A 14,809-nucleotide genomic window follows, 5' to 3' on the forward strand; every position below is an offset into this window, starting at 1 on the left:
ATTAAAGTTACTCATAACACTCCACGTAACCTCTTGCCTTTTGAACAACTACTAACAACATCATCAGAATAAAAAGCTACATATTTTTCTCCCTAAATGTTAGCAACGCTTCAAAGGTACTAAACCAGATCCAGTCTTAAATATAAACCACAACGATGGAATGCTGCTAACATATCTATCACTGAGGTAAACCCTCCTTAATCGGATTTTTTGTATTCTCACCCTCGAAGAAATCGGTTTCAAGATGTTGCTTTTGTTCATGTAACAAAGCTATCTCACTTTCAGCGTCTTCTAGATTTTTCTCTAGTAAACGGTTTGTTGCTGTCAGTTCTGTATTCTCTTTACGCTGTGCACTGATTTGATTATTTGATTGGTTCAGTGACTCTTGGGTTGACTTCAATAAGGTAGATTTTTCATTTAACTGCACTTTGACCACTTCATAGTGGGCAAGCAAATCTGTTAGCTGTAATTTACTCTTCTTAGCCTCATCAACGGCATGTTCCAACTTCACCTCCATTGCTGCATGCGCTTTATCCTTATCTGAGATAGTTTGTCTCAGTCCATCTAGCAACGCATATTGTTGGTCTGCCTTTTCAGTTAACTTACTTAATGAGTCAGTCATTTGATTAATCGTCTGTACAAGATCGGATTTTTCAGTTTTCGAGTTCGTTAACCTGTTCTCAAGGTTCTCTATTTGATCTTCGAACACCTCATTATTCTCGACCTGTTTCTGTAACCGAATTTCCATATCGCGCTTGTCTAACTCTGCTGTCGCTTTAGCCTGTGCCAATACGTCGGATTGTGCATCTAGCTCTCTAATTCGGGCTGCAATTAGAGTTTCATAGTGAGCGTGTGCTTTATCATTTATGCCGATGGTCATCTCACGAAGTATTTTCCCTAGTTCAAGCTCTTTCAGTGACAGCATATCTTGAAGCTCAACAGGTAGCTCATAACTTGTTTCTACTATCCTCAGTTCGGAGTTAGAACCTCCACTCGGTTCCATTTGTATTTCAGGAAGTTTGCCCTCAGCAATAAGGCGATCTAGATCTGCTTGAATGGAAGCTATTTTACCTCGCCCAAGAGCTTCTTTAATGAGCCACCCTGTGGGCTTCCTGCCATCAGAACACAATTGAGTTACGATGCGTATAACATCTTCATCCGTGTAGGATTTGGGTCTAGCCATATTGTTTATACCTTTATTTTTATTATTATGGTTAGTTAGTAAGCTGACTAACTTACTTACCATCGTGCCCTATGTCTGTATCACAAGCGTCCAGTGCCACAGTTTCAGGCGCTTGTAGCGAAGCCACTTCACTTGCGATTTTATTTGCTAGTTCTGATGGCAGATCTAACGTTGAGTACAAAACAGAGTTCAGGTACTCGCTTTGCTTTTTTACCAAACCTCTGTCTTTTGCGTTGATCGAAAGTAGCACTTTCTTAAATATCTCAACGATTTTAGGTACTAAATTTTGCGTTAATGTCTGGGTGAGAATTGTTAGCCTTGAGGATTCGACCTTGAGATCTGACACCTCAAGCTGCATCGTACCTCGCTCGACCTGCAATTGATTGAGCTGTACCTCTACAAACTCAATATCATCTATAAACTGCGACAATTGTTGCACGGCTTTTTCATTCTCATCCAATAAAGCAGCATGTTTCTTTTCTGCTAGCTCGATTTTTCCTTGGAGCAACTCTAGCTGATGAGTGTGATAACTGTGGCTACGCTCCGACTTAGCTAGTGAAGCTTCCCTATTCATTTCTTTTCTCTTTGCAGACCTACGTTCAGAAGCAGGAGCAAGCTTTGCTACCAAGCCCTTACCAAAAAAGAGGTGTTGATTAGCATATTCAAAGAGCATTTTTTGAAAGTAACGCCCAAATTTTTGGCTCAGCTTCCTCGTCAGTTTTCCATCAGCAGGTAACAATTTAGTGTTAGGTTCCGTTCGCTTGATATACTCATTGACGACAGCTACCTGCTGCTTCCTTAGGTCAAACTCGCCAGTGACACGATTCTTCCCTGACAAAAAATAATGTGTATGCGCTCCCGTATTTGCCTCGGCACTTCGCTCGTCATCATGACCAACTATTGCTTTGATCTCGTAATCGGGGAAATGCACCTCTAAAAACTGGCAAGTGAACGCAATATACTCAGATAAGCTAATTACATCAGTCCCTACACCCCACTGCTGGGGCACTTTAAAAATACCCTCCTGAACATATATATTGTTCGCAGGCGGCTTCTGGCATAACTGATTATGAGCATTCAAATAAGTTTCTAACATCTTAATGCGCTGTTTTTTACGCTGCATTGTCAGCTTTGCAAACACTTCGATACGCGAGTAAGGAACGTGTCTATCCATATCTAATACCGACCGCAAAAAATCAGCAGTAGCCTGATTACCCTTATTTTGCTCGCTTTCAACAGCAGTCTTCATCTTCTTACGGTACTGCCGAAGCTGAGTTTGTAACTTTGTTTGATTCTTCTTTTTGGGGTATGGCGCTATTTCATAAAGCAACTCAAGTCGTTTCTCTTCAGGCCAATCATGAAGAGACGACTGTTGCCCGTTTACCCAGATCAAGTTTTTCTCAAGCAGCTCATGATTCCACTCTAATTTCTTCGTATTCTTTACTGCTGTTGGTGGTCGAATACGCAATGAGTGGGCTAATGAATGCTCACATTTCACGCGGTCTGCTGGCTTAGAGCTAAAGTTAAACCGACGATGAAATAATCGTATTTTTTTCATACGCACCTCTTCAGAGGTGCGTATGGTAGAGAGTCAAGAGGTGCTTCTCTTGCCCGCAGCTCGCGTGCATCTTTTGCGAAGCAAAAGTGTGACGAGAGCGCAGCGGGTTGCCTTGTCGTATCACTTTTAAAGTGAACGACTTTGACACTGTTAGTGCCATTAATGGCAGTACAACTGCCATTGGTGACAACGAAAGTGGCAGCGGTGACATCGATAATGCCATTGGCGGCAGTGCTTATTATCATTTCGCACCACCAAGTGTAGCCTTAAGAATAGCTAGCAGCTCAGGGTTGGACTCTAATTTAGCTACGAGGTCAGCGGTTTCAACCGATATCGAAGCAGAAGAAAGAGCCATTACAGGTGCTTGCCCAAATGCTTCAGCCAAGTTATCAGCGGCTAAACGGGCACAATCTGGAGCATCAGAAGCTATCCATCGACCGTAATGCTTATCAACCATATGAGTGCCAGAATGCCCCATCTGAGCAGCAATCCACTCTTTCGATATACCCGCAGTTAAATTCTGTGATGCAAAGGTATGCCTTAACTGACCAACTCCACGGTGGTTAACCTCTGCTTGCAGCAGAAAAGCATCGAAAAAATCTTTGGCAAACTGTGCTGCATGTAAAAATGGCTTACTGGTCTTACTGTTATAAAAAACGAACTGCACAAACTCTTTTTTTAGCGTTTTGTTATCTTCTTGCCTAACCGATATTTTCCTTAGCTTCTTCTTGCCAGTAAGTTGCAACTGCTGCTTCAAGAGGCCAATAGCAAGTTGGTTAAGCTCAACGGTTCGCACTGACCCCTCAGTTTTGGGCACTTTGTATTCTTGGAGAACCTTAGCTCTTCGGACGTACATCTCCTTACGTTGCCAATTGATATCATCCCAACTGAGCGCAAGTAACTCACTGATCCTCAAACCTGTGAGAGCATTAAATAAGCACGCATTTTTCCCACTTTGACACGATACATCAGTATCATGGAGCTTTTTCAGCTCTGCTTTTGTAAACGGTACAGGTTCGAATGTTGTAACTTTCAGGTTTTGAATACCCGTCATAGGGTTTCGTTCAAGCGCACCGTCTAGCTCAGCAAAACGGAAAACCGCCCTCAGGATAGTCAGGAATTCGTTGATCGTTTTGTTTTTATAACGCTTATGAAGCCTATCTATTAGCGCTAATATGTCACTGTGAGTAACATCTGCAATGGCACGACTGCCAATTCGATTTTCCAGCTTCTTAGCTTTACTCTTCTCAGCGCGGAGAGTTGACGGGCTGACTTTATAAGTGCGACTTGTGATGTATTGCTCAATGTAGTTTTTTACTTTCTTCTCTTGTTGTTTCACGTCTCAATTCTTAGGCAACTTCAGTGCTGCTCTTCTGTCTTAAGGGCAAATTACAAGAGTTCCTCATCACTATCAAATATGAAAAACCTAATAATATTAGATATTTATTATAAAAAATCACGATTGCGATGAATATCAATAGGTTAGAAATTTGAATTTTTTTGAGAAATTTCCATATGAGACTCACACACTAAGCTTTCCCCCTCTAAAACATCTTACGTTGGCATAGTGATTCGAACAGCAGACATAATCTCATCATCAATTGACTTGAATAAGCCTAATAATCACATCACAAATTGATTTGAATAGGTCTGATATTCACTTCACATGATGCACCTCATTGGCACAGCTCGTGCGGCTGTAACTATCTAGTGATAATTAAGGCTTGTGTCTCATGTTTTTGTATGTGGGTAGAACGCAAGAAAACTGGCTGGGGTCATCACTATTGTTCACCATTGTCCATCGTTGTCCACGCGTGGACAATGACGGACAACGCCTTTAAATTCCCGATGATTAGTCATCATTTAGTTTATCTTCTGTCGATGGCAAGAGTGCTTTGTTCCCCCAAGTCTAACAATAAAGTTGTTCTGTCATGATCAATTATCGCACTGATCAGTATCATACTATCCAGTGCGATAATTGAGATTGAGAAACAAGCTGTTTCGTGAATTACTCCTGTCCATCTTCGAGTCAGTCAGATTTGGCTGACTCTCCTTTGCCCCAAACTTTGTTATCGAGTGGTTTACTGCGTTTTGCTAGTAACTCATAATGCTATACGTGAGCTGAAAAGACAGGGTTATACATAGTGAGGATGAATGAAGAATACAACCCCACAATCTATCGTACCTAATTTGGATAAGTGGTCTGTTGGCTCGCATGAGCGCCTAATAAATGGGTATTGGGAGTTGGGTATGATGAGATTTCATACTTTCGCCAATGAGTTTGGAGAAGACCTCCAGAATACATACAATCGCATCAACAATGGATTAGGGGTTCAAACGGTCTACATCGACCTTCTCTCACTAGCAGGTGAAGATTACAGAAACAAGTCGCAAATCATGGATATCATCCGAAGTGACAAGCCAACGTGGATCTGGTTTATCAATTGCGAGGCGCTTCTAAATGGTTCTCTGGCTAGCTGGCTACGATCAATCCTCACCACATACAACGCAGATCATATTCGAGTTACTTTTGTGCTCGATAATCAAGAGCAGTTCAGCTGTATCTTCCAGCATTATTCCGCGCCACTATATCAATCGACTATGGCTCTCGATCTTCAGAAGAGCTAGCTCAGAATTGTCCAGAACTTCCACAGTTGGCACTTCGTAGCTCAGAAGTGCCCCATTAAACCGTTTAGAGTAAGAGATCATTCATATACTGTTAATAGGAATTTGCCCTACTAAGCCTAATGCGACAGTACTTATTGTGACATGAGTAAGAGCACACACTTAGATAAAACCAGTTCCATACATGCGTAAACTCTACATTATACAAACTCATTAGATACCATGGATTCCGTACTTGTCCTGACCTTGCTTATAGGTAAGTTCTCCCTTTTCTGCTTGGAAAATGTCAACCTTATTAAGGTCGAGCCAAGGACTCTTTTATTGATTTTTAGAGATCGCAGATGGATTGCCTTAGTTTCATATGCCACAATGATTGCAATAAGTTGGTTATGGAACAATTAGATGAACACGATTTCAAAAGCTAAGAGTCTATCACGCTCTCTGTTATACCGAGTCGCATGGGAAACCCAGTGCAAGCCTTTACTGCACCTTAACTCAATCAAAACAGGCCTCGGTACTGAACGCACTCTAGACAAGCTATTTGGAAGCTTCGATAACGAAGAATATGCTCAAAAGTTCATTGAGCTATACGACGGTTACTACATGCAGTCACTACTAGCTGGTAACCGAACAATCAAGGTATTTCAACTGTCGGAAGAGAAGTTTGAAGCCATCCAAAATGCTTATGCTGGCGCGACACCAACGGAAGGTGTCGATACAGAATTCTTCCCTTACTACATTGATGAAGAGCGTGCGGATGAGCTTGGTAGAGACACAAAGCTAACCAAAGTTATGCAGGTGTACGAAAAGACGTACTTCTTCTTCTCAACAAACCGCTCAATTACAGAAAAGAATGACCTGAACGCAAATGTCTATGGTGACAACCCAGAAATAGTTGAATTTCTGAAAAAGTTTTCTAAGGTTACGGCATTCACGGAGCAATCAAGACAATATATCGACATTGTATGCTTGAATGCGAAAGACAAGACTATCGAGCTTCGTCTGGATACGTCATCGGCCGTAGCTGCGAAAGACATCAGTTTGTTATTCAGAAGCGTACAAGAAGCGTTCATCGACCTGGTGCCAGAGAGACTAGACTTTGCCGTATTCGTTGATTCGATGAACTTCTTTCCATTAGTGAAAGGTATCTGCGCCTCTGAGGCGTGTAGAGTTGTTGAGTTAAGCTTTACGACTGATGATGGTTATATCCATCATGAGCGTGACCGAAACGGCTCTAAAGGTGGAGACGTTCGCACGGGAGAGTTTCATAAAGGCGGCGTTGAAAAATGTGAAATCAATCCATACAGAATTTCAGCTCGATGGAAAGGAAGCTTTACCGCTGAGCTAAAATATGAATACGAAATGTCGTTGAATGCGAGTGTTAGAGAACTCAGTGACACAGGTGGTGGACACCTTAGCCATGCAATCGTGTCTATGTGTCCATGTGAAAAAGATTTAGATGCACTACTAGATATCTTGAAGACGCCAAATGAGCTATCAGAAACTGCTTGAAACAGTCAGGACTGACTTGGAGAGCATGCCGAACTTAGTTTCGGCATGCGAAATGATTATCGAAAAGATTAGCCAAAAGGATGCTAAGGCCTGGCAGCACCTGACGTTTGCATCAATCAACAACCTCTCTGACTCTATGCTTAAGCCAAATGACGTAGTTCGAATTACTCAATATCTAGCTGGCGAGCGAGTAGGGCTTTTCAAAACTGGTTTCGAGTACATAGGCGAAGAAGGCCAGTTCATTCTAGATAATGAAAACAGCTATTATGCGTATCATGAAAACGCTATAGCGCACCCTGAAACAGGTAAATTAATTAAAGACGTTAAAAACGATGTTTTTATGTTCTTCACTGTTGATGAGGGGGCTCTAAAGTGAAGCCGATGGAATTTGAAGATATGTCAATCGGTCAGCTCGCTGCACTAGAGCCAATGATACCTGAAGTCGGCGGGTTCCCGAGTAGGGTAATTGCTCTTCGTTCTGGTTATAACAATTGGTTAGCGCGACTCTATCAGGACCTCGATTACATTATCAAAGAAGTAATATTTCCTTCTGCAAGCTATCGACAGAATGACGGTGAGGACCGATTTAACCTTGAAATTGGCAACTCTCTGAAGCTCATGGGTTATCAGGCATCGCACGACAGATGGAATAACGGTCACCCAGATATTTTTGTCGAAAGCCCAGGTTATGGTTATAAGTGGACTGGTGAGTCAAAGATTCATAGCACCTACGATTATTTGCTCGAAGGTTACAAACAACTCTGTGAGCGCTACTCATCTGGTTTTGAACACCAAGACCAAGGTGCAGTTTTGGTTATTACGACGAATGTTGACATCAAGTCCTTGATGGAGAACTGGCGCAAGAAGCTAGCTGATGACGTTGACTATCAAGCTGCTGGGGTGTCCGTTTATGATTGCAAGTTCGACAAAACGTGCTTTATGTCCTCTCATAAACACAGTGTATCGGGCGAGGGTTTTGAGGTAAGACATATACCGATAAGTATAAGGTTCCAGCCGACCGATAAGAGTGCAATGAACCGAAAAAAATAAATCAAAAGGTTCTGGGTTAGTGCATTCTTCTTCACTACTTGGTAATCCATCAGGTTTGCCATACCTAAAATAATTTACGCTTTGCTAAATTAGCAAAGTAGCTGAAACATTAATGTCAAAATATGAGCTAGCTAAATAGCTAGCTCGGCTTTTCTTAACATTGAAATAGCACAGGGCACTACAGCTTAAAAGTAACTTTGTTTAATGCTTTCGCAAGCTCCTTCAAATTCAACTGTTTGCCGTAGCGATCATACGTTATCCCTTGCTGTTTGTGCCCCACGATCTCAGCTGTAATCATCTCAGAAACGCCTTTTTGCTTGAGTTCATCAATAAATGTATGCCTAAAACTGTAGCTCGTAGGGCGACTGCCAGCCTTCATGCCGATGGAATTCTGATATTTAGTCATTTTATTAAGGTAGGCCTTAGACCAATCGCCAAAGATGTTTTTTGGCTCATAGCTGAATAGATTATTGGCACCACTGGACTTCCTAGTTGCAAGGTAATCCAACAATCCAAGCTTAATCAGTTGACCATGTAAAGGGACTTTACGGATGCTGTTGCTATTTTTGACGTACTTACCTTCGTCATCAACATTGACTGCGAAATAATAGCTCCCATCAGCCTCTTTTATGTCATTAACTCTTAGTTGACACACCTCTGAGGGTCGCATTCCTGTGTAAAGTAAGATCCAAGAAACCCACTGAAATTCAATATCTTGTTTAGCAAATTTGGCAGAATTAAAAAATAGCTTAAGATCCTTAAGTGACCAGCGTTCACGCTCTTCACTTGTAGGCTTGAGTGGCTTGTTATCAACCTTAATGCCATCAAAGGGGTTCAGTGCGATATAACCCATCGTCTTGGCGTATTTGAAAAATTGAGATGCAGCGGCAAGATACTCTTTATTAGTTTTATAACTACGACCTTCGCGAAGAAGTTGATCGCGGTACTTGAAGGCATAAGCAGGGGTGACATCGCAAATTGAACCGACAGGTAAAGATTCGATGCAATACTTAATTCTAGACTCTAACTGGTGAACTGTCAGTGGCCTTACGTTTTGCAGCTTTTTGCTCTCGACGAAAGCGTCTAGCGCCGCTTTTAATTGAACGATGGGAGTTTTTCGACTTGCAACTGGGTTTGGTTCACTAAGCTCTACTTTACGAGTTGGAACGGCAGAGACCTCTGCATGATGTTGATTGCACTCAAATCCACATCGAACCTCGTTAATTATCGCATCAGAACTAGCCTTAAAGGCTTGTACGCAGCTTTGAGCATGAGCCTTCGCTATCAGGTCTTTTAAGCGAGCTGCGACTGTAAGATTGCGCTCAGAAGCAAGCTGACGGTTCTTAGTTAGTAGGGATACTTTTAGATCGAACGGGAAGCCGTTATCACGGAGTTTTTTGGGCAAACAAATGCGAGTGTAGTAGGTGCAATTTGGGGCGCGAAAAAGGTACATTGTCTCAGTCAATCCTTGTGGTTTGACTTGGTACCTTGCAGGCATGAAAAAAGCCGTTGCAATACAACGGCTTATCTCATTTTTAATGTGGCGGAGAGATAGGGATTTGAACCCTAGATACGCTATTAACGTATGCCGGTTTTCAAGACCGGTGCTTTCAACCACTCAGCCATCTCTCCGTAAGTGCGGCGTATGATAATCACTACCTCTTTCCATGTAAACCCTTAAGTAGCTCAACTGCTTACATAACCAGCAACCCGACACGAAATCATTGAAAATACAGTCGCCCGCAATAAAAACCGGCTTGCTATTACACTCCTCCTCGCCTTGCTCCCGGTATCTGCTGGATTTTTCCCCGCCAACTGGACTTTTAATACCTCAGCAAACGCTAAAACAGCAATTTAGTGATCCCGTTCACCATAGGGCTGAGAGCTAAATCACATCTCATTTCGCAGGATACAAAAGTCCAGCTAATGGCCTATTTATCCAATAGTTTCGTATTGTCACCCGCCCCATAATTACAGCCAACCAGACAGCACCCTGTCTTAGAACATCGCTCAACCCTATTGCGTTGGCAGCCGCGCCAACTGAAAAAATAAACCATAAAAACATGGAGTAATTCGAAATGAAAAGCCAACTGTCAGTGTTAAAAAGACACTTATTGACGGGTACCAGCCACATGCTCCCCTTTGTTGTCGCCGGCGGGGTATTACTTGCCTTGTCTGTCATGCTCGGCGGTAAAGGTGCGGTACCGGAAGGCGTATTCCTGGAAGGGCTATGGGACATGGGGATCGCAGGTTTCACCCTGTTCGTTCCCGTGCTTGGCGGCTATATCGCCTACTCAATTGCCGACCGACCGGCACTCGCCCCGGGGATGATAGGTGCCTACCTGGCTAACCAAGTCCAGGCCGGGTTCCTGGGTGCCATCGTGGTCGGCTTCATCGCGGGCTACGTCGTCCTCCAGCTCAAGCGCATTCCGCTCTCCAACAAACTCAAAGCCATCTCGACCTACTTTATCCTGCCTATCGGCGGCACCTTTATTGTCTCGGGCTTGGTGATCTGGGTGATCGGTACACCGATAGCCATGGCAATGGAAAGCATGAACCTATGGCTAGAGGGCATGGCCGGCGCGTCTAAAGCGTTCTTGGGCATGGTGCTTGGCGGCATGACTGCTTTCGACATGGGCGGCCCAATCAACAAAGTCGCCACCTTGTTCGCCCAAACCCAAGTGGGCACCCAGCCTTGGCTGATGGGCGGTGTCGGTATCGCTATCTGTGTACCTCCACTTGGTATGTTCCTGGCAACTTTGCTGTCACCAAAACGTTACACCGACGAAGAGCGTGAAGCGGGGAAAGCGGCTGGCATCATGGGCTGTATCGGTATCACTGAAGGAGCGATTCCTTTTGCTGCCGCCGACCCGATGCGCGTACTTCCATCTATCGTGGTAGGCGGCATGGTCGGTAACGTTGTCGGCTTCATGTTCAACGTCCTCAACCATGCGCCTTGGGGCGGCCTGATTGTGCTGCCAGTGGTGGACGGACGCTTGTTCTACATCGTCGGTATCGCAGCTGGTGCTCTAACGACTGCACTGATGGTCAATGCATTGAAAAAACCTATCGAACAACGTCAAGACGCCAAAGTTGAAACTGACTCGGCGGAAGACACCCTTGAATTAGATTTCGACTAACAATTTTTCGGGAGAAAACAACATGAAACTACTCGGCGTAACTTCTTGCCCATCCGGCGTTGCCCATACCTATATGGCAGCAGAAGCATTGGAAACCGCGGCCAAAGCCAAAGGCTGGGAAGTCAAAATCGAAACTCAGGGCTCTATCGGGATTGAAAATGAAATCCTGTCAGCCGAAGTAGAAAATGCCGATATTGTCATCCTGACCAAGGATATCGCCATCAAAAACGAAGAGCGCTTCAAGGGCAAGAAAATCGTTCGTGTCGGGGTGGCAGATGCAGTGAAAAAAGCCCCGCAAATCATGGATAAAATCGAAGCGCACCTCGCTTCGGCTTAAAGCCTCACCCCAATGCCTTGGCCTTAAACGGTCAAGGCATTGGCACATTATTACTCTGGAAAATGATACCTACTCAACAGTTTGCAGAATATCATTTCGAAGTGGCGGATATTAGAGTGGTATCATATAAACGGTTAGTCTTCAGTATGTTATACGTCTTCAGGTAATGCATATTCAGAGCTAGCCTTTCTTTTTGATAACACTGCGCCTGTGGCGAGTGGTTGAGTAGATGTAATGACATGAAGCAAACCTTCACTGATCTTCTTGATAATGTGATTTCTGACAGCACCGCCTTCAATACCATCTGGTTTGCCGGTGATGATGTCCCGCCTCCCGAAGCCAGTTACCAGGTCAACTTTCCGCGCCTTGAACTGGTATTCAACGGCCAGTACGAGAATTTGCTCGAAAACCCACAACACCAGATTGAAAATATCCTCCTCGGTCCCGGCGATGCCCTGTTTATTCCGCCCAATGCCTGGAACAAGCCAAGTTGGGACAAAGAGTGCTCGGTGCTCAGCTTGCTGTTTGGCAAGAGCCAATTAGGGTTCAGCTTGGTCAGCAAACATGAAAACGAAAAAGGCTTTTACGATGTGGTCAAGTACAGCGTCCCGCAGCGCACCGGCCGGGCCATCGATCATATTCTGACAGCACTATCAACCCTCGCCTACGAAAAGCAGAAGCAACCCGCCGACAAGTTCCTGCTGCTTGCCCTGCTGAGTTACTGCAAAGACATGCTGTCGCAACCAACCGAGGATACCAGTCGCCGCAGTGAGGACATGTTCAAGGGGATCTGTATTTACGTGCAGGAAAATTTCCACCGCAACATCAACCGCAATACGGTCGCAGCACGATTTAATATCTCACCGAACCACTTATCGCGGCTGTTTCGCCAAGAAGGGCACATGCGCTTTGCCGACTATATCTCCTGGGTGCGGCTTGAGCGCGCCAAGTTCATGCTTAAGCGCTACAACTTCCGCCTAGAGGAAGTGGCTCAACGCTGCGGCTATCACGACCCCAATTATTTCTGTCGGGTATTCAAGCGAAAGACAGGGAAAACCCCGACCGAATACCGCAGCCGTTGAGACAGTGCCATACATCCAATCGCCGTAAAGCCCTCAACCAATCCGACAATAAGCTAACCGGTACTGTTTCAAGTGAGATACCACCGGCCAGCTATATTAATAAATATATCGAATCAGACAGCCACAGCGTCATAATGCACCGAAGGTGTGACAATACGGTCTTGTGCTGCGACAACCTGCAGTTCATATTGGTCAAGTTGCTTGGTGACTCTCATCACCTCATCCACAGCTGCCGTCACATGCTCCAACGCTTCCTTATAGCTCTTGCCTTGCTGCAGATTCACCAGCATCAGTCCACTGGTCAAATCTCCGACACCAATAGGTGGTCGGTCAAATTGATGCAGCGGCCTGGAGATATGCCAAGCTTCATCAGCCGTCACCAGAAGTGTCTCATAAGACGCAAGATCTTTGCTTGCGCGGTCAAGGTGTTTGACAAGGAGCATTTTAGGCCCCATTTGTAATGCAAGCCTAGCTGCACTTAATGCCTCGTCAAAATTATTTATCTCTCGGCCAGTCAGTTTTTCGAGCTCATACAAGTTCGGAGCAATCATATCGGCAGCAGGGATTGCATTAGCACATAGAAACTCAGCCACACCTTTTGCGAGAACACATCCTTTCGTCGGACTTCCCATAACAGGATCACAAAAATAAATTGCGTTCGGGTTTTTCGCCTTGATTGCTTCAACTATTTCAAGGATTTTTTCACCTTGCTCTGCTGATCCTATATATCCAGATAGAATAGCATCACATTTTATTAATTGGCCGATATCAGATATTCCTTCACAAATATCAGTTATCATATCCGGACCAAAAACTTCTCCTTTCCACTTTCCATATTGCGTATGATTTGAAAACTGGACTGTATTCAAGGGCCATACATCCGCCCCCATTCGTCTCATTGGGAACACTGCGGCACTATTTCCAGCGTGTCCAAAAACCACATGAGATTGAATAGATATAATATTAACCATTTTTTCCTCATTAAAGGGAGAGAAGCCCTTTATATGACTGTAAACTGACTACTTCCAAACAATTAAGCTGTAATTCTTTTTCCCCCTTCGAATAAGACTATAACGTTCAAATAGCTTATCCTCCGAAGTAAAAGCAAACTGTGGGTTGTTCTTCCTCTGACCATTCACAGAAATTGCATTCGACTCAATCAACTTTCTTGCCTGACTACGTGAAGTTGCTAACTCACTTTGCACTAAAACCTGCTGTAAATCATACCCTTGTTCTGCATTTGCCGTCGGCATACCATCATAGGCCAGTTGGCTAAAATCATCTTCAGTTAATCGCTCAAAGTCCTCATCGAACAGACAACGGGTAATACGCTGTGCTGCTCGTAACTTTTCGTTACCATGAACCAAAGCTGTGGCATGATCAGCGAGTATCCGCTGCGCTTTAGGTGCCGAGAGGCTATTCCTGTCTACCTCCTCGATTTGTTGAATCTCGGATTCTGTCAAGAAGGTAAAAAACCGCAAAAAGTGATAAACATCAGCATCCGCTGTATTTAACCAAAATTGATAAAACTTAAATGGACTTGTTTTATTAGGATCGAGCCAAATCGCCCCACCCTCAGTTTTACCAAACTTGGTTCCATCCGATTTGGTAATCAACGGTACGGTCATGCCAAATACCTGTCGCTGGTTCATTCGGCGTGTTAAATCAATACCAGCGGTAATATTTCCCCACTGATCAGACCCACCAATTTGAAGCTCCATTCCATAGTCTTTATTCAGCCGAGCAAAATCATACGACTGCAGGAGACTATATGAAAATTCGGTAAATGAGATGCCAACTTCATCTCGGTTTATCCTCTGCCTCACAGACTCTTTATTAATCATTGCATTAACAGAAAAATGCTTCCCAATATCACGTAAAAATGTCAGTACATCCAAGCCGGCGAACCAGTCATGGTTGTTGACCATACGCGCAGGGTTTATTTCATTATCAAAGTCCAGAAACGGTGAAACTTGCTGCTGGATTTTATCCACCCATCCAGATACGGTTTCTGTTGTATTAAGCTGCCTCTCCGTCGCTTTAAAGCTTGGATCACCAATCATGCCTGTCGCGCCACCAACTAGTGCAACAGGTCTATGCCCAGCCTGTTGGAATCGTTTTAGGCACAAAAGGGGAACTAAGTGTCCGAGATGAAGGCTATCTGCTGTTGGATCAAAACCACAGTACAGAGTAATAGGCCCCTCATCTAACCGCTCAACTAAGGCGGTTTCATCTGTAATTTGTGCTACCAATCCACGATTTTTCAAATCCTGAATTAACGTTATATTATCCATACAATCTCCAAATTGAAATTCATTTAAA

Annotated in this window: 13 protein-coding genes and 1 tRNA gene; 7 read left to right on the forward strand and 7 right to left on the reverse strand. The window is 44.0% G+C overall.

Annotation, left to right across the window (positions count from 1 at the left end):
• Positions 1–178 precede the first annotated feature (178 nt).
• From PTW35_RS25855 to PTW35_RS25865, 3 genes are all read right to left on the reverse strand, one after another.
• Complete coding sequence (locus PTW35_RS25855) at positions 179–1,183, reverse strand: DNA-binding protein (protein ID WP_281028067.1); 1,005 nt, start codon at positions 1,181–1,183, stop codon at positions 179–181.
• A 52-nt stretch (positions 1,184–1,235) separates the two neighbouring features.
• Positions 1,236–2,741, reverse strand: a complete 1,506-nt coding sequence (locus tag PTW35_RS25860; protein ID WP_281028068.1) for a hypothetical protein — start codon at positions 2,739–2,741, stop codon at positions 1,236–1,238.
• Positions 2,742–2,982: 241 nt separating this feature from the next.
• Positions 2,983–4,080: a site-specific integrase gene (locus PTW35_RS25865; RefSeq protein WP_281028069.1), complete on the reverse strand. Its 1,098-nt coding sequence runs from the start codon at positions 4,078–4,080 to the stop codon at positions 2,983–2,985.
• Between the two features lie 815 nt (positions 4,081–4,895).
• Between PTW35_RS25865 and PTW35_RS25870 the strand changes: the two genes are divergently transcribed.
• The 4 genes from PTW35_RS25870 (at position 4,896) to PTW35_RS25885 (ending at position 7,928) form a co-directional block, all read left to right on the forward strand.
• Entirely contained in the window at positions 4,896–5,369 is a 474-nt protein-coding gene (locus PTW35_RS25870) for a hypothetical protein (protein ID WP_281028070.1), read from the forward strand.
• 399 nt (positions 5,370–5,768) lie between these two features.
• Positions 5,769–6,878: a hypothetical protein gene (locus PTW35_RS25875; RefSeq protein ID WP_281028071.1), complete on the forward strand. Its 1,110-nt coding sequence runs from the start codon at positions 5,769–5,771 to the stop codon at positions 6,876–6,878.
• The gene (locus PTW35_RS25880; protein ID WP_281028072.1) at positions 6,856–7,254 is read left to right on the forward strand and encodes a hypothetical protein; all 399 of its coding nucleotides are present in this window, start codon (positions 6,856–6,858) and stop codon (positions 7,252–7,254) included. Before PTW35_RS25875 ends, PTW35_RS25880 begins: the two co-directional genes overlap by 23 nt.
• A gap of 5 nt (positions 7,255–7,259) precedes the next feature.
• A complete protein-coding gene (locus PTW35_RS25885; RefSeq protein WP_281028073.1) occupies positions 7,260–7,928 on the forward strand; it encodes a hypothetical protein in 669 nt (222 codons plus the stop codon).
• A gap of 178 nt (positions 7,929–8,106) precedes the next feature.
• Here the strand turns inward: PTW35_RS25885 and PTW35_RS25890 are convergent, their stop codons facing one another.
• Together PTW35_RS25890 and PTW35_RS25895 are read right to left on the reverse strand one after the other, a co-directional pair.
• A complete protein-coding gene (locus tag PTW35_RS25890; protein WP_281028074.1) occupies positions 8,107–9,381 on the reverse strand; it encodes a site-specific integrase in 1,275 nt (424 codons plus the stop codon).
• Between the two features lie 88 nt (positions 9,382–9,469).
• Positions 9,470–9,560, reverse strand: a tRNA-Ser gene (locus PTW35_RS25895).
• Positions 9,561–10,006: 446 nt separating this feature from the next.
• On the opposite strand from PTW35_RS25895, the gene PTW35_RS25900 reads away from it, so the two are divergent.
• From PTW35_RS25900 to PTW35_RS25910, 3 genes are all read left to right on the forward strand, one after another.
• Positions 10,007–11,068 carry a PTS fructose transporter subunit EIIC gene (locus tag PTW35_RS25900; RefSeq protein WP_281028075.1) on the forward strand — a complete coding sequence of 354 codons (1,062 nt, stop codon included), beginning with the start codon at positions 10,007–10,009 and terminating at the stop codon, positions 11,066–11,068.
• Positions 11,069–11,090: 22 nt separating this feature from the next.
• Complete coding sequence (locus PTW35_RS25905; protein WP_044620522.1) at positions 11,091–11,405, forward strand: PTS fructose-like transporter subunit IIB; 315 nt, start codon at positions 11,091–11,093, stop codon at positions 11,403–11,405.
• A 239-nt stretch (positions 11,406–11,644) separates the two neighbouring features.
• Positions 11,645–12,487, forward strand: coding sequence for an AraC family transcriptional regulator (locus PTW35_RS25910; RefSeq protein ID WP_281028076.1), 843 nt, complete (start codon positions 11,645–11,647; stop codon positions 12,485–12,487).
• 113 nt (positions 12,488–12,600) lie between these two features.
• On the opposite strand, the gene pdxY is transcribed toward PTW35_RS25910, so the two are convergent.
• Positions 12,601–13,458 carry a pyridoxal kinase PdxY gene (pdxY, locus tag PTW35_RS25915; RefSeq protein ID WP_281028077.1) on the reverse strand — a complete coding sequence of 286 codons (858 nt, stop codon included), beginning with the start codon at positions 13,456–13,458 and terminating at the stop codon, positions 12,601–12,603.
• A gap of 48 nt (positions 13,459–13,506) precedes the next feature.
• Positions 13,507–14,781: a tyrosine--tRNA ligase gene (tyrS, locus tag PTW35_RS25920; protein WP_281028078.1), complete on the reverse strand. Its 1,275-nt coding sequence runs from the start codon at positions 14,779–14,781 to the stop codon at positions 13,507–13,509.
• Positions 14,782–14,809: the final 28 nt, after the last annotated feature.

Origin of the sequence: Photobacterium sp. DA100 (genome assembly GCF_029223585.1) — a bacterium.
Taxonomy (GTDB): Bacteria; Pseudomonadota; Gammaproteobacteria; order Enterobacterales; family Vibrionaceae; genus Photobacterium.

Excerpts from the sequence above, each read along its gene's own strand:
- PTW35_RS25855 (WP_281028067.1), bottom strand. The coding sequence starts at position 1,183 with ATGGCTAGACCCAAATCCTACACGGATGAAGATGTTATACGCATCGTA.
- PTW35_RS25860 (WP_281028068.1), bottom strand. The coding sequence starts at position 2,741 with ATGAAAAAAATACGATTATTTCATCGTCGGTTTAACTTTAGCTCTAAG.
- PTW35_RS25870 (WP_281028070.1), top strand. The coding sequence starts at position 4,896 with ATGAAGAATACAACCCCACAATCTATCGTACCTAATTTGGATAAGTGG.
- PTW35_RS25875 (WP_281028071.1), top strand. The coding sequence starts at position 5,769 with ATGAACACGATTTCAAAAGCTAAGAGTCTATCACGCTCTCTGTTATAC.
- PTW35_RS25880 (WP_281028072.1), top strand. The coding sequence starts at position 6,856 with ATGAGCTATCAGAAACTGCTTGAAACAGTCAGGACTGACTTGGAGAGC.
- PTW35_RS25885 (WP_281028073.1), top strand. The coding sequence starts at position 7,260 with ATGGAATTTGAAGATATGTCAATCGGTCAGCTCGCTGCACTAGAGCCA.
- PTW35_RS25890 (WP_281028074.1), bottom strand. The coding sequence starts at position 9,381 with ATGTACCTTTTTCGCGCCCCAAATTGCACCTACTACACTCGCATTTGT.
- PTW35_RS25900 (WP_281028075.1), top strand. The coding sequence starts at position 10,007 with ATGAAAAGCCAACTGTCAGTGTTAAAAAGACACTTATTGACGGGTACC.
- PTW35_RS25905 (WP_044620522.1), top strand. The coding sequence starts at position 11,091 with ATGAAACTACTCGGCGTAACTTCTTGCCCATCCGGCGTTGCCCATACC.
- PTW35_RS25910 (WP_281028076.1), top strand. The coding sequence starts at position 11,645 with ATGAAGCAAACCTTCACTGATCTTCTTGATAATGTGATTTCTGACAGC.
- pdxY (WP_281028077.1), bottom strand. The coding sequence starts at position 13,458 with ATGGTTAATATTATATCTATTCAATCTCATGTGGTTTTTGGACACGCT.
- tyrS (WP_281028078.1), bottom strand. The coding sequence starts at position 14,781 with ATGGATAATATAACGTTAATTCAGGATTTGAAAAATCGTGGATTGGTA.